Genomic DNA, 20,755 nt, shown 5'->3' on the forward strand with positions numbered 1-20,755 from the left:
GAACTGATACGTCACCGCGAGTCGCGCGGGCCGCCGCCACGGGCCGAGCGCCGTGTCGCGATTCTCGACCGCTGACAGCGGCACACGAGCCCCTATCCCGCACATACTTATGTGCCTCCGTCCAACTATCAGCAAGCGGAACAGGCCGAAGTGACGTCGGTTTCGCCCGTACAAATGACGTACAACGTCGACGGGGTGCTCCCCACCGGGCTGGTCTCGGGGTTCGACGACGGCACGAACCTCCTGTTGAGCGGCCCGGCGATGTCCGGCAAACGCGACCTCCTCCTGTCGCTGCTGGCGCGCGGTGAGGCCGACGGCGACGGCGCCGTCATCGTGACCGCCCGCGACCCGGCCGAGGAGGTGGCCGCGGAGTACGCCGACGCGGTCGCCGCGGAGCCGCGGTTCCTCCGCATCATCGACTGCGTCAGCGCGCAGAGCGGCAGCGCTACGAACGGCGACAACACCCACTACGTCTCCTCGCCCGGCGACCTCACGGGGATGGGCATCGAGTTCTCGGAGGTCGCGCGCGCCGCCGGCGACGCCGGCGTCGACCGGCTCCGCGTCGGATTCGACTCGCTGTCCCCGCTGTTGATGTACGTGGACCTCCAGCGGCTCTTCCGGTTCCTCCACGTGTTTACCAGTCAGATACAGTCGCAGGGCTGGCTGGGCGTGTTCTCCGTGGACCCGGAGAGCCACGACGAGCAGACCATCAACACCATCAGCCAGCTGTTCGACGGCGTCGTGGACGTCCGGCTGACCGACGCCGGCGACCGCGAAGTCCGCGTGCGCGGCGTCTCCGAAGGGCCGACCGAGTGGACGGTCGTGGAGTGACCTACGACTCCCGCTCGTGACGCGCCGCGGCGACGTCCGCGACTTGCTCCCGCTGAGGGCTGTACGCGAGGTGTGCGGGACAGTCGCAGTCCGACGCGCCCAGCCCCGATAGCGGCGTTCCAGCGTCGTTGAGCGCCCGCGCCGTCTCGCACTCGATGTCGTCGTTCTCGGTGACGTAGACAGCGACGACTCGGCTGTCGGGGTGGCCCAGCAGGTAGTCGACGTGCCAGTGGCGGGCGTCGGACTCCCCGCGCGCGAGCCGCCGGTGGCGCTCGACGCGCTTCAGGCCGCCAGCGCCGAACGCCGATCCCGTGTACGCGTACCAGCCTTCGTCGAGGTCGTACTCGCCGCGCGCGCCGAACTCGACGGTCGCCGGCTCGGGCAGTTCGACGAGCAGCGTGTACGTGCCCGGCTCCATCTCACTCGTGGCCCGAGACCGGCACCGGCTCGTAGGGCGCTTCGAGGTAGTCGATGTCCGAGTCCGAGAGGTCGATGTCGAGCGCTTCGACGGCGTCTTCGAGGTGTTCGATGCTCGTCGTGCCGACGATGGGAGCGTCCACGCGGTCCTTGTGGAACAGCCACGCGAGTGCGATTTGCGCCATCTTCACGTCCTTCTCGTCGGCGAGCTCCTGCACGCGCTCGTTGACCGCCGGGCCGCCGCCCTCCCGGTAGGGGTGCTCGTAGAGGCGCTTCTCGCTGGCGCCGCGCTCGGTCGCCTTCACGTCCTCGTGGGGGCGCGTGAGGTAGCCCCGCGCCATCGGCGACCACGGCATCACGCCGACGCCCTCCTTCTCGCAGAGCGGCAGCATCTCGCGCTCCTCCTCGCGGTAGACGAGATTGTAGTGGTTCTGCATCGTCGCGAACCGCTCGTAGCCCTCGCGGTCGCTGGCGTGCAGCGCCTCCGCGAACTGGTGGGCCCACATCGAGGACGCGCCGACGTACCGCGTCTGCCCGCGGCGCACGGCGTCCGTGAGCGCCGCCAGCGTCTCGTCGATTGGCGTGTCGTAGTCCCAGCGGTGAATCTGGTAGAGGTCCACCGTCTCCATCCCCAGCCTGTCCAGCGAGTTCTCCAACTCCTGTTCGATTGCCTTCCGGGAGAGCCCGCCCGAGTTCGGGTTGTCCTCGTCCATCTGGAAGTACCCCTTCGTCGCGACGACGTGCTCGTCGCGGTCGTACTCGGCGAGCACGTTCCCGAGCACGCGCTCGCTCTCGCCCTCGGAGTACATGTTCGCGGTGTCGAAGAAGTTCACGCCCAGCTCGATGGCGCGCTCGATGACGGGCCGCGCGTCTTCTTCGTCTAACACCCACGGCCGCCACTCCGAGGAGCCGAAGCTCATGCAGCCCAGACAGATTCGGGAGACCTCCATCCCGGTGTCCCCGAGCGTCGTGTACTCCATGCGGGAACCGTCGGCCGCGTGGCTCAAAGGCGTTCGCCCGCCGGAAATCACCGGGGACCACTCCGAACGCCGACCTATCCGCGCAGCAGATCGGCGTCCGCGCGAATCTCCTCGTAGACTCCCTCGGCCCACTCGACGGCCCGTGGCTCGTCGTTCCGGACGACGCCGGCGATGCCGTGGTCGTCGAACACGAGCGCGCAGACGACCGTCCGTGCGGGCTGTTCGGCGAGCACGAGCCCGTAGTCGAGCACCGTGGACGCCTCCCGGAGCGTCAGCCGCCCGGTCGCCAGCGCCTCCTCGACCACGTCGGCGTGCGAGGAGACGAGTTCCGCCAGCGCCGCCGGGGCGACCGTGAGGTCCACGGGCGTCTCCGCTTCGACGATGCGGTCGCGGAACCGCACGACGTTCCCGTCGAGGACCGCGGGCGCGAACCCCCGAACCGCGGTCGCGTCCTCGAGGACCGACTGGTACGCGACGTAGGGTCGCTGGGGCGCGACCGGGTCCGACAGCACGACGTCCGCGCCGCGCAACAGCGCGCCGTCCAACCGCGCGTCCGCCGGCAGCACGTCCAGCAGTTCACTCGCGGCGTCGAGGGCGTCCAGCGTCGCCGCGAACTCCTCGTACGCGTCGAGCGCGAGCCGGCCGCGCAGCGTCAGGGAGACGCCCCCGTCGCGCTCGACGAATCCGTCGCCCTCCAGCGTGCGGACCGCGCGGTCGACGGTCGAGCGGGACGCCGACAGCGCCCCCACGAGGTCGGGCTTGGACTGCGCGCCGTCTCGAAGCGAGCGCAGTAGCTCCGCGCGCCGCGCGAGCACCGCCACCGAGTCGTCGGCCGGCGTCATCGTAGCACCGAATTAGTTCCTCCTACCAGTCGTAGGTACATAAATGGCCGTCAGAGTTAACACGCAATCCCCGACTGGCGGTGACGTGTGCAAACGGTAAGGTGAAGGGGACCGCCTATCGACAGTCTAGTGCTGGTGTACGAACACCGGCTGTGCCTCTGACATGCTCCACGCCGCCGGCCCCTCGCCGGCGGCTATCGGAGCGCCGACACCACACCGCCCAGCGGCTGTCCTGCGGTAGAGACCTTCGTCGCCCAGTTACGCGACCGGCTCGACGAGCTCCGGGCGGTCGTTCGCCGGATTGTTCACTGCTTCCGACACCGGCCACGCCTCGAAGTCCACGCCGCTCGGTTCGAGGAGGTCGCGGGGGTCCTCGGCGGACAGCCACCGCTCGCCCGCCTCGGGATCGAGGACGACCGCCATCCGGTGGTGGTAGTCCTCGAGGAAGTCGTTGGGCTCGGTCGTGACGACGGTGAACGACTGCACCGGCTCGGCCTCCCGACTGGGGCCGCCGCCCGCGAACTCCCCGAGCCCGGTCTGCTTCTGCTCGGGCGTCCACGTCTCCCAGAGGCCCGCCAGCAGGAGCGGCTTCCCGTCCGTCCGGGAGACGAAGTACGGCTGCTTACCGTCGTCGGTCTCGGTCCACTCGTAGAAGCCGTCTGCGGGGACGAGACACCGCCGCTGCTCGTACACCTCCGCGAACAGCCGGTTCTCGGTCAGCGACTCGGCGCGAGCGTTGATTGGGTCGGGGCCGTCCTTCGGGCCCTCCGACCACGACGGCACCAGCCCCCAGCGCGCCGTCGAGAACTCGGTCGAATTCTCGTCCAGAATCACGGGCAACTCCTCGGATGGCGCGGCGTTGTACGTCGCCTCGTAGCTGGCGTCGTCCAAGTCGAACTCCGCGGCGAGCTCGTCGGGGTCGCTGAACAGCGCGTACCGGCCACACATACCCGAGCGGAAGTGCCGGACGGTAAAAGTCAGTCCGGTAGCGCGGCCTCGAGGTCGTCGAGGACCGACTGGTTCCCGACGAACGTCGGCACGCGCTCGTGGAGGCTGTCCGGTTCGACGTCGAGCAGCGACTGCGAGCCGTCGCTGGACGCGCCGCCGGCCTGTTCGACGACGAACGCGATGGGCATCGACTCGAAGTGCGCGCGGAGCTTCCCCTCGGGGCGGGACTGCAGGCCCGGATACCCGAAGACGCCGCCGTACGTCAGCACCTGGTTCACGTCCGCAATCATCGCGCCGCCGTACCGGAGCTTCAGATCGTCCTCGACGTCGCGGACGAACCCCTCGAAGTCCGCGGTCCAGTCCGGCACGCGCCCGCCGAACCCGTAGACCACCGGGTCCGCGGGGAGTTCGACGGGACCGAGGTTCGTGCGCCCGTCTTCGCCCACGAGGTATTCGGTCACGTCGTCGTCGCGGGCGACGACCATCGTCGTCGTCGGGCCGTACAGCACGAACCCCGCGGCGACGAGGCTCCGCCCGGAGGAGGGCAGTTGCTCGTCGTAGACGCCGACGACCGTGCCGCAGGGGTTGTTCGACTTGACGTTCGAGGAACCGTCCAGCGGGTCCACGGCGACCGCGTAGCCGTCGTCGGCGTCCCCGACGACGTCGAGGTCGTCGCGCTCCTCGCTGGCGTACCAGTTCACGCCGTCGAGGTCCGCGAACTGCTCGAACAGCAGGTCGTCGGCCCACACGTCCGCCTCCAACTGGACGTCCCCGGAGACGTTCTCCGTGGCCGCCTTCGCGCGGCGCTTCGGGAGCCCGTCCCGAATCTCGGGCGCGGCGTCGGCGACGACGTCGAAAACTGCCTCGACCACCATCAGATGCGGTCCAGCGCCTCGTCGACGCTCGTCTCCTCGTAGATGACCGCTTCGAGCGCATCGAGGAACGGCTCGGGCTCCTCGCGCTGCCAGACGTTGCGCCCGACCGCCAGCCCCTTCGCGCCCGCGTCCACGGCGCCCTTCACGCTCTCGAGGAAGTCGCGGTCGCTGGTCTTCGACCCGCCGGACATCACGACGTCCGTCGGCCCCGCCATGTCCACGGCGAACGACATCGCCTCCGTGCTACCGGGGTACTTCACCTTCGCGACGTCCGCGCCGAGTTCCAGCGCCTGCCGCGCCGCGTACGCGATGGTCTCCGGCGACGTGTCGTCCTTGAGGCCCTGCCCGCGCGGGTACGACCACATCACGACCGGGAGGTCGTAGTCCCGGGCGGCCTCCTGCGCCCGCCGGAACTCCTCTGCCATCTCTATCTCGTGGTTCGAACCGCCGTACAGCGTGAACCCGATGGCGTCCGCGCCGAGCTCCGCCGCGTAGTCGACCGACCAGTTCACCGCCGAGTCCGGCTCGCCCATCCAGAGGTTCGACGTGCCGTTGAGCTTCGCGAGCAGGTTCACGTCGTCCTCGTAGGAGGGGTAGTACGCCTCCGCGATGCCCTTCTGGACGGCCATCGCCGACACCGCGTCGTGGGTGGCGATGTCCCAGACGTTCCCGGGGTCCATCGTCTCGGGCACTTCCCTGAAGTCCACCGGGCCGTGTTCGAGCCCGTGGTCGTACGCGAGAATCAGTACCTTCCCGTCGCGCGAGATCGGAGAGTCCTCGAAGGGACGCATCACGTGAACGTGCGGCGAGGACGTATAAGTGTCTAACTGTCCGCGAGCCGGTCCGAGGCGCCGAAATTCCGTATTTTTACTGCGCTCCGAGTAACTACTGCTCGTGGTCGACGGCGGCCCGCTTCCACGCCGCGACCGCCTCCTCGGAGACGCCCAGCGAGTCCGCGACGTGCTCGACGTGCGCGGTTGCGAGGCTCCGAACGGAGGTCACGCCCGCGCGAGCCAGCAACCTCGCGTCCGCCTCGTCCACGCCCTCGACTGCGGTGACGGGCGTCGGCGTCGACTGCTCGCGCCACTCTCGCTCGTCGCGCTCGGGCGACGCCTCGCCGTCGTCGCCGTTCGGCCACGACCGATCGCGCCACGCAGCCTCCTCCTCGGTTTCGTCGATGCCGGTCTCCGCGCCGTCGCTCGGAGTAACGGGTTGCTCTCGCCACGCCGACTCCTCGGCGGTCGCGTCCCCGCTGCCGTCGGCGGACGCCTCATCGTCGCCGTAGCTCGCGGCGACCCACTCGCGCTCCTCGTCGTGGAGGCCACGCACTTGCTCGGCGCGCTGGTCGAGGTCCTGTCCGCCCTCGAACGACCACTGGAGGGAGTGCTCGCGGCGGATGCGCGCGGCGACCCCGGGGTTGACGCCGACCTCGACGAGTTCCGCGTGCGAGACCGCCTTCGATTCGAGGTCGCGGGCGTCCACGCCGGCGTCGATGAGGACGTCCGCGGTCGCTGGCCCGACGCAGCTCAACGACAGCAACGCGTCCCGCGTGTCCTCGTCTGCCACAGTTGCTGGGACGAAGCCCCCGAAGGTGCTTGAGTGTTTCCACGTTCCGGCACGCTTAGGTGAGCGCCAGCCGGAGTCGCGACTATGCGAGACCTCCAAGACATCGAGACGGTCGGCGTCGTCGGCGCCGGCACGATGGGCGCCGGCATCGCGCAGGTCGCCGCGACCGCCGGCTACGACGTCGTGATGCGGGACATCGAGGCGGAGTTCGTCGAGCAGGGCTTCGACCGCATCGAGGACTCCCTCGACCGCCTCGCAGAGAAGGGCGAGGTCGATGCAGACGAGCGCGACGACGTCCTCGACCGCATCACGGGGACGACCGACCTCGGAGACTTCTCGGACTCGGACCTCGTCGTGGAGGCGGCCGTCGAGAACATGGACATCAAGCGCGACATCTTCTCGGAGCTGGACGACGAGGTCCCCGACGACGTGCCGCTCGCGACGAACACCTCCACGCTCTCGATTACGACCATCGCCGCCGCGACCGACCGCGAGGAGCGTATCGTCGGCCTCCACTTCATGAACCCCGTGCCCGTGATGAAGGGCGTGGAGGTCGTCGTCGGCGAGAAGACCAGCGAGGCGGTGGTCGACCTCGCCCACGACTTCGCGGAAGCGCTCGGCAAGGAGACGTGGGAGTCCGACGACAAGCCCGGGTTCGTGACGAACCGCATTCTGATGCCGTGGATCAACGAGGGCATCCGCGCGTTCGACGAGGGCGTCGCCACGAAGGAGGACATCGACAAGGGGATGAAACTCGGCACGAACGTCCCGATGGGTCCTCTCGAACTCGCCGACCACATCGGCCTCGACATCTGCTTGGACGCCAGCGAGACGCTCCACGAGGAGCTCGGCGACCGCTACAAGCCCGCGTACCTCCTCAAGCGCAAGGTCGACGCCGGTGACCTCGGCAAGAAGACCGGGAAGGGGTTCTACGAGTACGACGACGAGTCGTAAGCGGACGAGTTGTTACTGGGGCTTGCAGGCGGCGAACTCTTCCGGCGTGCGCTGCCGCCGTTCCGCGTCCGAGCACACCGGCTGGCTGTCAGGTCACGCGCCGGGGTGGTCCCGGCTTCCTACTTGAACCTACGTAGCCGACGAGCCAGTATCCGCGAGCCGAGCGGTCCGAAGGACCCGAGGCGAGCGGTTCACCGCGCGAACGAAGTGAGCGCGGGCCGACGAGCGACCGTAGGGAGCGAGGAGTGCTTTTTCCGCAAGTTTTTGCAAGCGACGGCGCGCGTAGCGCGCCGAGCGCTGGAAAAAGTGCGTTTAGAAGCTACTCTTCAGTTTCTCGAAGAAGCCCTGTTCGACGTCGATTTCTTCGCCGCCGGCTTCCGCGAACTGCTCTAAGGCTTCGCGCTGTTCGTCGTTGAGGGATTCCGGCGTGACGACTTGGACAGTGACGTAGAGGTCGCCGCTGCCGCGGCCGCGCAGGCGGGGCATCCCCTTGCCTTTGAGGCGGAAGGTTTCGCCGCTCTGGGTGCCGGCTTCGAGGTCGAACGTGGCGCCGCCGTCGAGCGTGGGGACTTCGATTTCGTCGCCGAAGACGGCTTGGGGGAACGAGACGGCGTGGCGGTGGTGGAGGTCGTTGCCGTCGCGTTCGAAGTCCGGGTGGTCTTCGACGTCGACTTCGACGAGCAGGTCGCCGTTGCGCGCGCCGCGGTCGCCGGGCGCGCCTTCGCCGTCCATGCGGAGCGTCTGTCCGGAGCGGATGCCTGCCGGCACGTCGACCGTGAGCGTCGCCTGTTCGCGAACCTGGCCCTGTCCGCTGCAGGTCGAACACGTCTCGGAGGCGAGTTCGCCGTCGCCACCGCAGCGCGAACACTCCTGGGTCTGCTGGACGCGACCCAGCGGCGTCTGCCGGACCTGCGTCACCTGCCCTTGGCCGTCGCACTGTGGGCACGTCCGCACGTCGGCGTCGTCGGGGTAGCCCGCGCCGTCACAGTCGGGACAGGCTTCGGGCCGCCGGACGGTGACCTGCTTCTGGACGCCCTCGTAGGCTTCTTCGAGCGTGATAGTGAGTCGGGTGCGGAGGTCGCGGCCGGGCTGGGGGCCGCCCTGCTGGCCGCGCCCGCCACCGCCGAAGAACTGGTCGAAGATGTCGCCCATGCCGCCGGCGCCACCGCCGCCAGCGCCGCCGAACGGGCCGCCGCCCGCGCCGCCACCGGCGCCGCCGCGCTTCTCGGCCTCCGTGAAGCGTTCGTGGCCGAGCTGGTCGTAGCGCTGGCGCTTCTCCTCGTCGGTGAGGACGTCCTTGGCGGTCTGTATCTTGTTGAACTTCTCTTCGGCGTCGGGGTCGTCGTTGACGTCCGGGTGGTACTCCGAGACCTTCTCGCGGTACGCCCGCTTGATTTCCTCCTCGGAGGCGTCCCGGGAGACGCCGAGAGCTTCGTAGAAGTCCTCGCTCATCAGTTGTGCGTACGTATCCGGTTGAGACACTTGAAACGCGCGCTTGTCGGCGTTGGGCGCTGCGACGCCGCCGAATCCGCCGGTTCCCCCGCCCTCGTGCTATTCGGTCCGGTCGGTGAGTTCGTCGTGGTGGACCTCGTAGACGGTGACCGCGTCGTTCCGGTAGACCGCCTCGATGCCGGGGTCGTCGCCCAGCGAGGCGAGGTCGTACTCTTCGCGTTCGAGCGGCCCGACCCAGACGTACTGGACGTCGTACTTGTCGAGGAGGACGGCCCGCGAGCGCGCGTCCGTCGTCTCGTAGAGGATGCCGACGTCGTCGACGCGCTGGTAGTAGGGGTCGTCGCCGCGGTAGCCGGTCTCGTGGAACCAGCCCGCCACCGTCGGGAGGCCGGTGAGCGTGGAGACGGGGTTCTGCCAGCCGCGACTCAACCCGGGCTTCTCGACGAACGTCGGCGTCCCGGTCTCGCGTTCCATCCACAGCACCGACTGCGTGGCGCTCACCTCGTCCTCGAACCACTCCATCGCGGCGACCTCCTGCGGGTGTGCGTCGCGGTGGTCGGCGTAGCCGTTCAGCGACGGCTCCTCGCCGTCTTGATACGGGCCAACGACGTCCGTCGCGACGACCAGCGGCGCGAACAGCGCCGACGAGACGAGCACGACCGCGAGCACGACCGAGACGGCGGTCGTGGCGGTCGCCGCGCCGGACTGTCGAACCTCGTCCAAGGAGGGTGCGGCGGCCCGAACGTCACCCACGAGAATCGCGGCGACGGGGCCGGCGGCGAGCCCGCAGAACACCCACCCCTGGATGGCGACTTTCAGCGTCGTGTTCCAGCGCGCGAGCTCGAAGGGGTGGACCTTGGCGTGGACGAGTTCCATCGCGAGCACGAGGCCGACGCCGCCCACGACCAGCATCGCCTCGAAGCCCGCCGACTCCCGGAACCGCATCGCGAGCCACGCGCCCGCGACGACCGGCAGGAGCACGACGATGGCGCCGAGGTCCCCGACGAGCGCGCCGGCCGCGACCACGAGCGCAGTGACCACGAGCGCTTCCAGCACGTCCGTCGCCTCGCCGTCCTCGACGGCCCTGAACCGCGTGAACAGGTACGTCGCGAACAGCGCGAGCAGCGCGCCGTAGATGAGCAACACGCCGGCGGCCGTCGTGCGCGGCGGGAACAACCCGATGCCGTCGTTCGGCGGCACGCTCGCGAGCAAGAACGGCGACGCGAGCGCGTACCCGACGACGCCGACGCCAACCGCGACGACCGCCGCGAGCACGGTCCGCCACGCCTCCGCGAGCACCAGCGAGCGTCGCGACTCGTCGCGGTCGGGCGCGACAGCCTTGAGCCGTTCCCCGACGCTGCCCGGGACGAGCGTCGCGGGGTGCGGGCCGGCGTAGACGACCGCCAGCCACGCCATCCCAACGGCGCTCGGTAGCGACCACGTGTTCGTCACGCCGAAGTAGCCCGCGACCGCGCCGAGCCCGCCGAACAGCAGGCCGGCGCGGCGCTTCCGCGCTGTCGCCGGCGCCTGCACGTACGCGTACGCCAGCGCCGCGGACAGCACGAGGAAGCCGGTCGTCACGGTGTGGCCGTGCATGTCGGCCTTCACGAACGAGTACAGCGGGAACTCCTGGAGCGTGCCCTCGACGACGTAGCGGGTGTCCCACCAGCCCCACGAGGACAGCGACGACTGCTCGAACAGAATCTGGGGGTAGTCCGAGCGGTTCAGATTGAACGCCGCCCGCCCCCACTTCACGGCGAGGTCGCGGGGGAGTTGGCCGAGTGCGAACCGCACGGCGGTGACGGCGTTCCCGGCGAACGCGACGAAGAATACGCCGAGCGCGCCGCCGAGCCGCCGCGAGTAGCCGCGGTCCCGGGTAATCCACCCGCACAGCGAGTACGCGCCCACGACGAGCGTCCCGAAGTAGCCCGCGAGCGCGACGTTGTGGACGTACTCGACGCTCGTGTCCGTGAGGAACGCCGCGACCGCGTTGAACACGGGGAGCCCGTAGTAGTAGCGCACCGGCTTCCCCGCGTACCACATGTCCTCGGGCGGCAGCGCCTCCGCGCGCAGCACGGCGTTCAACAGCCCCGTGTGGAGGAACTTCTCGCCGCCCCACCCGCTCATCACGGGGTTCATCGACCGCAGCGCGAGCACGAACCCGAACCCGACCGCGAACACCGCGAACGCGCCCGCGACCCGGTTCCAGTCGTAGTCCGCGAGCCCGCGGCGCTGCGCGAGCCGGTGGCCCACCGCGCCGAGCGCGACCAGCGCCGCGACCGCCACCAGCGCCGTCCACGGCCCGAACCTGAACTGCCCGACGTAGAACGCGACCATCGTCACCACCACGGTGGCAATCGGAATCGCAAACCCCGCGCCGTCGTCGGGCGCCGAGGGGAACAACAGCCGCGCTATCGGGAGCGCGGCGACGAGGAACGCGCCGTACAGCAGCAGCCAGCGGAGGACGACGGCGACGTCTGACATATCCAAGTGGCGGACCACGCCGCGCATAAACCTTCTGTCCTCGGGGCCTCAGCACGGCTCTCGAACGTGGAAGAACGGCAGCGAAAAGTTTCGTCCGGTGGGTCGCGGCGTCAGTTTCGGTCAGTCGTCCGCTTCGAAAACCTCGCTGCGCTCGGTTTTCGAAACACCGGGAGGCTCACTCCGTTCGCCTCCCGAGCGGAAGAGCACGCCTCGACTCGCGTTACTCGTCTGCGTCGTCCTCTTCGAATTCGAGACGTTCGCTGGCGCTCACGTCTCGAAACACCGGAAGACTCGCTACGCTCGTCTTCCGAGCCGAGGAAGACAGCGAGTCGCGTTACTCCTCGCTGTCTTCTTCGACGTCTTCGAAGTCGGCGTCCACGAACTCCTCGTCGTCGACGTCGGCGCCCGCGCCGGGGCCGGCGCCGCCCATGCCGCCCATGCCGGCACCGGCCGCGCCAGCGCCGCCCGCGCCAGCCTGGGCTTCCTGCTGGTAGGCCTGCTTGCCGATTTCCTGCAGGGTCTTGCTGAGGGACTCCGTGGCCTCTTCGAGGTCGTCGGGGTCCACGTCGTCCTCGTCGAGGAGGTTCTGCACGTTCTCGATTTCGTCGTTCACGTCGGCTTCGAGGTCCTCGTCGACGAGCTCCTCGTTCTCTTCGAGGAGGCTGTTCGCGCGCTGAATCGCGGTCTCGGCCTCGTTGCGGGCCTCGATGCGCTCGCGGCGCTGCTCGTCCTCCTCGGCGTGCTGTTCGGCTTCCTCCTGCATCTCCTCGATCTCCTCGTCGCTGAGGCCGACGCCGCCCTCGATGGTGATGGACTCGGCGTTGCCCGAGCCCTTGTCCTCGGCTTCGACGTTCACGATGCCGTCGGCGTCGATCTCGAACGTGACCTCGATTTCGGGGGTGCCCGCGGGCGCCGGCGGGATGCCCGTGAGGTGGAAGTCACCGAGCAGTTCGTTCTCCTCGGCGATTTCGCGCTCGCCCTGGAAGACGCGAATCTGGACGCTCGTCTGGTTGTCCGCGGCGGTCGTGAACACCTTCGACGCCTCCGTCGGGATGGCGGTGTTCTTCTCGATGAGCCGCTCGAACAGCCCGCCCTTCACCTCGATGCCGAGCGAGAGGGGTGTGACGTCCACGAGCACGATGTCGTCGACTTCGCCGGAGAGCACGCCGCCCTGGACGGCCGCGCCGAGCGCGACGGCTTCGTCGGGGTTGACGTTCTTCTTGGGCTCCTGGCCGACGAGGTCCTCGACTTTCTCCTGGACCTGGGGCATCCGCGTGGAGCCGCCGACCAGGATCACTTCGTCGATGTCGCTCTTCGAGAGGCCGGCGTCTTCGAGCGCCTGCTCCGTCGGGCCGACCGTGCGCTCGATGAGGTCCTCGGTGAGGCTCTCGAACTTGGCGCGCGTGATGTCCTGTTCGAGGTGGACCGGACCGGAGTCGGTCGCGGTGACGAACGGGAGGTTGACGGTCGTCTCCTTCCGGCTGGAGAGTTCGATTTTGGCTTCCTCGGCGGCGTCCTTGAGCCGCTGGAGGGCCTGCTCGTCGTCGCGCAGGTCGATGCCGTGCTCGTTCTCGAACTCGTCGGCGAGGTAGTCGATGATGGCCTGGTCCCAGTCGTCGCCGCCGAGGTCGTTGTCCCCGTTGGTCGCGACGACCTCGTAGACGCCCGCGCCGAGGTCCAGAATGGAGACGTCGAAGGTGCCGCCGCCGAGGTCGTAGACGAGGACGGTCTGGTCCTGGTCCTCGTCGAGGCCGTACGCCATCGACGCGGCGGTCGGCTCGTTGACGATGCGTTCGACCTCGAAGCCCGCGATTTCGCCGGCGTCCTTCGTGGCCTGGCGCTGCTTGTCGTTGAAGTACGCGGGGACCGTGATGACCGCCTTCTCGACGTCGTGGCCGAGGTACTCCTCGGCGTCGTGCTTGATCTTCTGGAGAATCATCGCCGAGATCTGCTCCGGCGTATACTCCTCGCCGTCGAGTTCGACCGTGTAGTCCTCGCCCATGTGGCGCTTGATGGACGCGACCGTCTGGTCGGAGTTCTGGACGGCCTGATTCTTCGCGGGTTTGCCGATGAGGCGCTCGCCGTCGTCGAACGCGACCACCGACGGCGTCGTGCGGTCGCCCTCGCTGTTGACGATGATTTCGGGGTCTCCACCTTCCATCACCGCGAACGCGCTGTTCGTGGTGCCGAGGTCGATGCCCAAAATCTTCTCACTTGCCATGTTACCCGTGTCTAAGCCGCGTTTTCCCTTTAAGCCTTGCTAGTGCCACCGAGTGCCACGAACGAGCGGGTCGCTGCCGTCTTGCGGTTTCGGCGACTACCGGAAAAACGGGCCGGCGGATTTATCACGAACCGGCGGGCTATCGGTTCGCCGTCGGTCGGAACCGAGCTACTCGTCGCCGGTGCCTTCGCTGACCGTGACCTGCGCGGGCCGGAGCACCTTCCCGCCCATCTCGTAGCCCGACCGGTAGACGTCCGCGACCGTGCCCTCGGGCTGGTCGCTGTCCACGCGCATCATCACTTCGTGGCGCTGCGCGTCCACTTCGGCGCCCTCCTCGGGCGCTATCTCGGAGACGCCCTCCGCGTCCAGCACGCGGTCGAACTCCTTGCGCGTGAGCTTCACGCCCTCGCGGAGGCTCTCCACGTCGCCGGACTCCTCCTCGAGCGCGCGACCGAGGTTGTCCCGGACGTCCAGCAGGCGCTCCACGAGGTCTTCCGTGGCGCGCTCCCTGATGTCCTCCTGGCGCTGCTTCGCGCGCTGCTTGTAGTTCTGGAAGTCCGCCTGCTTGGCCTGCAGTCGCTCCGTCAGGTCCTCGACTTCGTCCTCCGCCTCCGAGAGGTCGTCCTCCAGTTCCGCGACGCGGGCTTCGAGGTCCGCGACCTCGTCGCCGAGGTCCTCGTCGTGCTCGCGGACGCGCTCGGCCAGCGACTCCCCGCTGGCGTCCTCGGCGTCCGCGTCGGCGTCGGCGGCCTGCTCGGCGTCGTTGCTCATGTGCGTGGGAAACGGATACTCGGGTTTACGGATTTCGGGACGCCGGCGCTGGCTACGACATACAGAGCGTTCGACGAGCTGCTCGCTCTCTCCATCGACGTCCCTCCGGCAATCGGTGAGGGCGCTGGGTCGTCGCTTAGCTGTTGGCCATGCTCCGGCAGGATTCGGCGCACTTCTCGAGAACGTCGGCGCACTCCTGGCAGTGGTCGGCGTCGTGTTGCTCGCACTCCTCGGCGCACGCCTCGCAGGCGTCCGCGCAGACCGCCGCGAGGTCGCCGCTGTACTGCGAGTCGCGCGCCATGAAGCGGGCGTGCAGCGACGTGAGGTCGGCGACGTCCCGACAGAGGCGCGCGCACTCCTCCATCTCGGGGTCACCGAGGCACTCGTCGGCGCACCACTCGCAGATTTCGGCGGCTTCGTTACAGTTCTCGATGCACTCTCGTTGCTCGTCGTTCAGGCCGTCGATGTTCGAGACGGTCTCGGAAAGGGACATTCCGTCGTAGTGGACAGCCAGCAACCGTGTAAGCGACAGCCTTGCCCTCGAAAGGAACTAAACGCGGTCTAACTGCTACTGTCTATCCCGCACTCACAGAGATAGATTCCAGTGTCGGAGCAGCAAGTCCGTGGCGAGCTACGTACGCACGCCCGCTCACCGATTCAGCCGTTGCACGTTCAGGCATCGTTCTGGATAGAGAGACCGCGCTAGCAACTGCTGGAAGCGCCTCCGGCGAGTCCGACGACTAATTAGCGTCCGCTCCCTACGTCCGCGCGTGACAGTCCGGCTGGGGTTCGAGGACGGCACGCTCCGCGTCGAGCACGACGGCGACGGCCCGCCCACGAACGGCGTCGCCAGCCTGCCCGGCGTCGAGTACGACGAGCGCACGGAGACGGGCCGAGCCCCCGCGATGGCGTACGCCGACCTCGTCGCGTACCTCGACGCGCGCGAAATCCCCTACGAGGACGACGCGCTCCACGCCGAATCGCTCGCCGTCGAATCGGCGTACGAACTCCGGGACTACCAGCAGGACGCCCTCGACGCGTGGACCGCCAACGACCGTCGCGGAGTACTCGAACTCCCCACCGGCTCCGGGAAGACGGTCATCGGCCTGAAGGCCATCGAGGCGGTCGGTCAGTCGGCGCTCGTCGTCGTGCCGACCATCGACCTGCTGACCCAGTGGAAGCGCGAACTCGGCACCGAGTTCGACTGCGACATCGGTCAGTTGGGGGGCGGCGAGCAAGAAGTGGGGCCGATTACGGTCGCGACCTACGACTCGGCGTACCTCCGCGCGGACGACCTCGGCGACCGGTTCGGGCTCGTCGTCTTCGACGAGGCCCATCACCTCGGCGGCGAGGAGTTCCAGAACATCGCGCGCTTGCTCGCCGCGCCCGCCCGGCTCGGCCTCACCGCGACGTTCGAGCGCCCGGACAACGCCCACGAGGTCGTCGCGGAACTGGTGGGGGACGTCGTCTACCGGCTCTCCGCGGACGACCTCGCGGGCGACCACCTCGCCGAGTACGACGTCAAGCGCCTCGAAGTCCCGCTCACCGCCGACGAGCGCGAGCGCTACGAGGCCGCGCAGGGGACGTTCACGGACTACCTCCAGCAGTCGAACGTCCAACTGCGCTCGGGCAGCGACTACCAGGAGCTCGTGAAGCGCTCGGGCAACGACCCGCAGGCGCGGGAGGCGCTGCTCGCGAAACAGCGCGCGCGCCGCATCGTCCGCGAGAGCGACGCGAAAGTCCAACGCCTCGAAGGCATTCTGGACCGGCATCGCCGCGACCGCGTCATCGTGTTCGCGGCGTCCACGGACCTCGTCTACCGGCTCTCCGAGAAATTCCTCCTGCCCGCCATCACGCACGAGACGGGCGCCAGCGAGCGCCGCACGATTCTGGAGAAGTTCCGGAGCGGCGACTACTCGCGGGTCGTCACGGCGAACGTCTTGGACGAGGGCGTGGACGTGCCGGACGCGAACGTCGCGGTGGTGTTCGCGGGCAGCGGCAGCGAGCGCGAGTTCACGCAGCGGCTCGGGCGCGTGCTCCGGCCGAAAGAAGACGGCGGGCGGGCGCTGCTGTACGAGCTCGTGAGCGCCGACACCGCGGAAGAGCGCGTCGCCGACCGCCGCCGCTAGTCCTCGACGATGTCGGTGTTCCAGCTGGCGTTCGTGACGTCGTCGTAGGCGACGTCGTACTCCACGCGGACGACGGTCGTCTCGTTCGGGCCGAGCGTGATCTCCCGGACGCGCGTGTAGGACTCGTCGTCGAACTCGGTGTTGACGTACAGCGTCCCCGACGCCTCGCGCCCGGAGGGATTGCTGACGGTGGCGACGACCACGGCGTTGCCGTTCTCGCCTTCCTCGTACGTGGACTCGGCGACCGTCAGGCCGGCCTCGTCGTTGCCGCTTCGCAGGCAGCCCGCGAGCGGGAGGGCGACGCTCGCGGCGGCCGTCCGTCGGAGCAGCGTCCGCCGGTTCATACGTCTCGGTCCGGGCGTACCGGCAAGAATCTTCTGTATCCTTTTGTGCGCGCGCCGCCAATCTCGGAGCGTGCTGACGAAGGACCTCCTGCGCGTGTCCCGAGCGGGCGGCGGCTACCAGCCGCAGTTCGCGGCCGAGGGCGACGAGGCGCTCGCGGCGCGCGTGCTCGGCACGTTTCAGGGGCACGTCGGCGAAGAGCGCGCGGACCTCCGCGAGTCGCTGACGGAGTTAGAGCGGGAGGCCGAGGACTTCAAGCTCGTGCGCGGGCTCGCGCACCTCGTCGAGCGCGACGCGACGTTCGAGGTGCAGTCCGCAGTCGACCCCCGCTCCGCGCGCCGCGCGGCGTTCGCGGCCGCCGAGGACGTGGGCGTCGTCCACGCGGACGAGCGGGAGGAGGCTCTCGCGGCGGCCGCCGAGGGGTTCCCCGGCGACGTGACGCCCGACGACCTCGCGGCCTCGCTGTACGCCGACCGCGAGACCCGCGAGGTCCTCACCGAGGTCGCCTCGCGCTGGACGCCCGCGTCGCTGGTCGCCCAGTACAATCTCTCCTTAGCGCAGACCGCGCTGTTCGACGCGACCGAGATGCGCGTGCGCTCCTCGGACCCCCGCGGGCTCGTCTCCGCGGTGAAGCGCCTCGGCCTGCTGTACGAGGTGATTCCCGTCGAGGACGGCGAGGGCCGCGAGGTCGTGCTCACCGGCCCGGACGCGCTGTTCCAGCGCTCGCGGCGGTACGGCACGCGGTTCGCGCGCGTCCTCCGCACGGTCGCGAAGGGCGACGACTGGGAAGTCGAGGCCACCATCGACGACCGCGGGCGCGAGCGCCTGCTGGAACTCTCCGCGGGCGACTTCGACGTCCCGGACGCCGACCCCGTGACGGAGGTGGAGTACGACAGCGGCGTCGAGCGCGAGTTCGCCGCGCGCTTCCAGTCACTCGATTTGGACTGGGAGCTCGTCCGCGAGCCGGACGTGCTCGCGGCGGGCGACCGCCTGATGGTGCCGGACTTCGCGTTCGACTACGCGTTCGGCGACGAGCGCGTCTACTTCGAGATTATGGGGTTCTGGACGCCCGAGTACGTCGAGAAGAAGCTCTCCCAACTGGACGCCACCGACGAGACGCTCCTCGTGGCCGTGGACGCGAGCCTCGGCGTCGGCGAGGACGTCCAGTCCCGCGACCACCGCGTCGTGGAGTACACGGGCTCCGTGCGCGTCAAAGACGTGGTGGACGCGCTCCGCGACCTCGAAGCCGACCTCGTCGCCGAGTCCGCCGCCGACCTCCCGGACGAACTCGCGCCCGACGCGGACGCAGTCACGCTCGCGGACCTCGCGGCGTCACGCGGCGTCAGCGAGGACGCCATCGAGGACGTGGCCTTCCCCGAACACGAACTCGTGGGACGCACGCTCGTCCGCCCCGACGTGCTGGACGACGTAGCCGCAGAACTGGAGGCAGGGATGTCGAAAGACGACGCCGAAGCGGTCGCCGAGAGCTACGGCATCGACGACGCGAGCGCGCTGTTCTCCCGGCTCGGCTACCGCGTCGAGTGGGAGGGACTGAGCGGCGGAACGCTACGCGAGAAAGACTAAACGTCCCGGCGGCGGCCCTTCGGCACCATCGACTTGAGGTCGCCGTACGTGTAGAGGCCGACGCCGATGGGTTCGACGCCGCCCGCGAGGTCGTGGGCGACGACGAGGTAGCCCCAGTCGCCGTCCCACTCGATTTCCTGCTCCTCGCCGGCGAGGAAGCGCTTGGCCTCCGGCTCGTCGAGCACGATGACGTTCTGCTCGGCGTCGCGGCCGAACCGCTGGACGGCGTCCGTGGTGGGCTTCCAGTGCTCCTGTCGCGTGCGCAGGATTTTCAGGCCGAGCGCCTCGACGGGCACCGGCTCCCCGGGGTCGTAGGGGAGCGCCCAGACCTTCCCCTTGCCCTTCTCCCAGAACGTGTACTCGTCGAAGGTGTCCTCGGGGACGGCGAACCGGTCCACCCACCAGTCCACGACGGCCCCGCGAGTCGGCCGACCTTTGACCGTCCGGTCGGCGTCCGTCTGGGGGAGGCGGTCGAACTGGCCGCTCCTGTTCCGGCGGAAGTGGTCGATGCCGCCGTCGCTCTCGTCGGAACCGTGGTCGTCGTCAGTCACGCCGTCACCTCCAGTTTCGCGGCGAAGAACCCGCCCGTGTCGTTCTGGTGGGGGTAGTAGCGGCGCGTCTTCGTCAGCGAGTCGTCGTACGTCTCGTCGTTCCACGCCGTGATTCCGGGCGAGGATTCGAGGCCGGTGTCGAACTCCACGAGCCGACAGTCGCCGTCGGAGAGGGCGCTGTCGACGACGGCCTCGTTCTCCTCGGGGGCGAACGTGCACGTGGAGTACACCACGGTCCCGCCCTCGCGAGTGAGTTCGATGGCGCGTTCGAGGATGTCCGACTGGAGCGCCGCGAGGTTCCGGCTCGCGCTCGCTCCTGCGCCGTCGAGGGCGTCGGCGTTCTTGCGGATGGTGCCCTCGCAGGTGCAGGGCGCGTCGACGAGCGCGCGGTCGAAAGCGTCCACGTCCGGAAACGGGTCGAGTGTCGCGCGGCGCGCGTCCGTGTTCGTCACCGCGGCGCTCGTGACGCCGAGGCGGTCGCAGTTCCCGCGCAGCGCGGAGAGGCGGCCGAGGTTGTCGTCGTTCGCGACGACCAGCCCCTCGTCGTTCATCTCCGCCGCGAGCTGGGTGGTCTTCCCGCCGGGCGCGGCACACGAGTCCCAGACGACCTCCCCCGGTTGCGGGTCCAGAATAGCGGGCGGCACGGCCGACACTTCCTCCTGGCCGTGAATCCAGCCGTGGACGTAGGGCCACGTGTTCCCCGGCTTGCCGGTGGCGACGCCCAGCACGTCGCTGTTCCAGTCGCGGCCGTAGACGTCGATGCCCTCGGCTTCGAGGGCCTCGACCGCGCGGTCCCGGGTCGCCTTGATAGAGTTGACCCGGACCGTCGTTGGGAGGTGGCGTTCGCAGGCGTCGAGGAACGCCTCGAAGTCGTCGATTATCGGCTCGTATCGCGAGAGCGCGTCCATTACCCCGTCGTACGGCGGAGGGGCGCTTGTGGGTTACGTTCGCCGCTGCTCCGACCCGGGCCGCCCCCGAGTTTAAGCCGTCTCCGGGAGACGGGCCAGCCATGGCGAGCATTCGCACCAAAACCGAGCTCGACCTCGACAGTCCGACGCTCGTCGAGGGACTGCCGGGCGTCGGCCTCGTCGGCAAAATCGCCACCGACCACCTCGTCGACGCCTTCGAGATGGAGTACGTCGCGAGCGTGGACTGTCAGAACATCCCCCGCGTCTCCGTCTACGAGGCGGACGCCCGCGACGTCCTCCCGCCCGTCCGGCTGTACGCCGACGAGCAGCGGGACCTGCTCGCGCTCCAGTCGGACGTGCCGCTGGCCCGCGACACCGGCGGCGAGTTCGCGGACTGCGTCACCGAGTGGGTCGCGGACAACGACGCCACGCCGCTGTACCTCAGCGGCCTCCCGATGCAGAACCTCGACCGCTCGACCGCCCCCGAGGTGTTCGGCATCGCCAGTGGCGACGCCGCGGCCCGCCTCGACGCCCACGATATCGACACGCCGCCCGAGCGCGGCCTCGTCAGCGGTCCGACGGGCGCGCTCATCAACCGGGCGGCCGAGAGCGGCACCGACGCCGTCGGCCTCGTCGTGGAGTCCGACCCGCAGTTCCCCGACCCCGCGGCCGCGAAGCAGCTCATCGACGACGCCATCGAGCCGCTGGCCGGCGTCGACGTCCCCACGGAGAAGCTCGTCGAGGAAGCCGAGGAGATTCGCGAGCAGAAGAAGCGCCTCGCCCAGCGCATGCAGGAAGCCGAAGAGAACGAGTCCACGCAGGCGCGCCCGATGCGGATGTTCCAGTAGTTTCCGCGGGCCGACACGTAGCGGCACCCTCAAGGCGCGCGCGACCGTCTAG

General features: G+C 69.1%; 20 protein-coding genes. 5 read left to right on the plus strand and 15 right to left on the minus strand.

What is annotated here, in order from left to right; translation table 11 throughout:
* Positions 1-174: 174 nt before the first annotated feature.
* Positions 175-831 carry an RAD55 family ATPase gene (locus tag HHUB_RS04635; protein ID WP_059056425.1) on the plus strand — a complete coding sequence of 219 codons (657 nt, stop codon included), beginning with the start codon at positions 175-177 and terminating at the stop codon, positions 829-831.
* Between the two features lies 1 nt (position 832).
* On the opposite strand, the gene HHUB_RS04640 is transcribed toward HHUB_RS04635, so the two are convergent.
* The 7 genes from HHUB_RS04640 to HHUB_RS04670 form a co-directional block, all read right to left on the minus strand.
* A complete protein-coding gene (locus tag HHUB_RS04640; protein ID WP_059056426.1) occupies positions 833-1,249 on the minus strand; it encodes a GIY-YIG nuclease family protein in 417 nt (138 codons plus the stop codon).
* A gap of 1 nt (position 1,250) precedes the next feature.
* Entirely contained in the window at positions 1,251-2,228 is a 978-nt protein-coding gene (locus HHUB_RS04645) for an aldo/keto reductase (protein ID WP_059056427.1), read from the minus strand.
* A 74-nt stretch (positions 2,229-2,302) separates the two neighbouring features.
* A complete protein-coding gene (locus HHUB_RS04650; protein ID WP_059056428.1) occupies positions 2,303-3,070 on the minus strand; it encodes a helix-turn-helix transcriptional regulator in 768 nt (255 codons plus the stop codon).
* 258 nt (positions 3,071-3,328) lie between these two features.
* Complete coding sequence (locus HHUB_RS04655; RefSeq protein WP_059056429.1) at positions 3,329-4,018, minus strand: SOS response-associated peptidase; 690 nt, start codon at positions 4,016-4,018, stop codon at positions 3,329-3,331.
* A gap of 29 nt (positions 4,019-4,047) precedes the next feature.
* Positions 4,048-4,893, minus strand: a complete 846-nt coding sequence (locus HHUB_RS04660) for a class 1 fructose-bisphosphatase (protein ID WP_059056430.1) — start codon at positions 4,891-4,893, stop codon at positions 4,048-4,050.
* A complete protein-coding gene (locus tag HHUB_RS04665; RefSeq protein ID WP_059056431.1) occupies positions 4,893-5,684 on the minus strand; it encodes a class I fructose-bisphosphate aldolase in 792 nt (263 codons plus the stop codon). The genes HHUB_RS04660 and HHUB_RS04665 overlap by 1 nt, the downstream gene beginning before the upstream one ends.
* A gap of 94 nt (positions 5,685-5,778) precedes the next feature.
* Positions 5,779-6,459, minus strand: a complete 681-nt coding sequence (locus HHUB_RS04670; protein ID WP_082687168.1) for a helix-hairpin-helix domain-containing protein — start codon at positions 6,457-6,459, stop codon at positions 5,779-5,781.
* Between the two features lie 84 nt (positions 6,460-6,543).
* Between HHUB_RS04670 and HHUB_RS04675 the strand changes: the two genes are divergently transcribed.
* Positions 6,544-7,413 carry a 3-hydroxyacyl-CoA dehydrogenase family protein gene (locus HHUB_RS04675; RefSeq protein ID WP_059056432.1) on the plus strand — a complete coding sequence of 290 codons (870 nt, stop codon included), beginning with the start codon at positions 6,544-6,546 and terminating at the stop codon, positions 7,411-7,413.
* Between the two features lie 312 nt (positions 7,414-7,725).
* Here the strand turns inward: HHUB_RS04675 and dnaJ are convergent, their stop codons facing one another.
* The 5 genes from dnaJ to HHUB_RS04700 all read right to left on the minus strand — a co-directional run bounded on the left by dnaJ (position 7,726) and on the right by HHUB_RS04700 (position 14,834).
* On the minus strand, positions 7,726-8,865 hold the full coding sequence (gene dnaJ / locus HHUB_RS04680) for a molecular chaperone DnaJ (RefSeq protein WP_059056433.1): 1,140 nt from the start codon (positions 8,863-8,865) through the stop codon (positions 7,726-7,728).
* A gap of 99 nt (positions 8,866-8,964) precedes the next feature.
* On the minus strand, positions 8,965-11,349 hold the full coding sequence (locus HHUB_RS04685; protein ID WP_059056434.1) for a DUF2298 domain-containing protein: 2,385 nt from the start codon (positions 11,347-11,349) through the stop codon (positions 8,965-8,967).
* 334 nt (positions 11,350-11,683) lie between these two features.
* The gene (gene dnaK, locus HHUB_RS04690) at positions 11,684-13,570 is read right to left on the minus strand and encodes a molecular chaperone DnaK (protein ID WP_059056435.1); all 1,887 of its coding nucleotides are present in this window, start codon (positions 13,568-13,570) and stop codon (positions 11,684-11,686) included.
* A 168-nt stretch (positions 13,571-13,738) separates the two neighbouring features.
* Positions 13,739-14,341, minus strand: coding sequence for a nucleotide exchange factor GrpE (grpE, locus tag HHUB_RS04695; protein WP_059056436.1), 603 nt, complete (start codon positions 14,339-14,341; stop codon positions 13,739-13,741).
* 136 nt (positions 14,342-14,477) lie between these two features.
* Positions 14,478-14,834: a four-helix bundle copper-binding protein gene (locus HHUB_RS04700; RefSeq protein ID WP_059056437.1), complete on the minus strand. Its 357-nt coding sequence runs from the start codon at positions 14,832-14,834 to the stop codon at positions 14,478-14,480.
* Between the two features lie 277 nt (positions 14,835-15,111).
* On the opposite strand from HHUB_RS04700, the gene HHUB_RS04705 reads away from it, so the two are divergent.
* Positions 15,112-16,470: a DEAD/DEAH box helicase gene (locus tag HHUB_RS04705; protein ID WP_082687170.1), complete on the plus strand. Its 1,359-nt coding sequence runs from the start codon at positions 15,112-15,114 to the stop codon at positions 16,468-16,470.
* Here the strand turns inward: HHUB_RS04705 and HHUB_RS04710 are convergent.
* Positions 16,467-16,814, minus strand: a complete 348-nt coding sequence (locus tag HHUB_RS04710) for a hypothetical protein (RefSeq protein WP_059056439.1) — start codon at positions 16,812-16,814, stop codon at positions 16,467-16,469. The two genes, HHUB_RS04705 and HHUB_RS04710, sit on opposite strands and share 4 nt — an antisense overlap.
* 70 nt (positions 16,815-16,884) lie before the next feature.
* On the opposite strand from HHUB_RS04710, the gene HHUB_RS04715 reads away from it, so the two are divergent.
* Positions 16,885-18,396, plus strand: coding sequence for a DUF790 family protein (locus HHUB_RS04715; RefSeq protein ID WP_059056440.1), 1,512 nt, complete (start codon positions 16,885-16,887; stop codon positions 18,394-18,396).
* Here the strand turns inward: HHUB_RS04715 and HHUB_RS04720 are convergent.
* A complete protein-coding gene (locus HHUB_RS04720) occupies positions 18,393-18,947 on the minus strand; it encodes a DUF7122 family protein (RefSeq protein WP_082687171.1) in 555 nt (184 codons plus the stop codon). The genes HHUB_RS04715 and HHUB_RS04720 overlap by 4 nt on opposite strands.
* Positions 18,944-19,855, minus strand: coding sequence for an RsmB/NOP family class I SAM-dependent RNA methyltransferase (locus tag HHUB_RS04725; protein ID WP_059056441.1), 912 nt, complete (start codon positions 19,853-19,855; stop codon positions 18,944-18,946). Before HHUB_RS04725 ends, HHUB_RS04720 begins: the two co-directional genes overlap by 4 nt.
* Before the next feature lie 101 nt (positions 19,856-19,956).
* Here HHUB_RS04725 and HHUB_RS04730 point away from each other — a divergent pair, with 101 nt between their 5' ends.
* Positions 19,957-20,703, plus strand: a complete 747-nt coding sequence (locus HHUB_RS04730; protein ID WP_059056442.1) for a proteasome assembly chaperone family protein — start codon at positions 19,957-19,959, stop codon at positions 20,701-20,703.
* Positions 20,704-20,755 lie beyond the last annotated feature (52 nt).

Source organism: Halobacterium hubeiense (genome assembly GCF_001488575.1).
In the GTDB taxonomy this organism is placed as follows: Archaea; Halobacteriota; Halobacteria; order Halobacteriales; family Halobacteriaceae; genus Halobacterium; species Halobacterium hubeiense.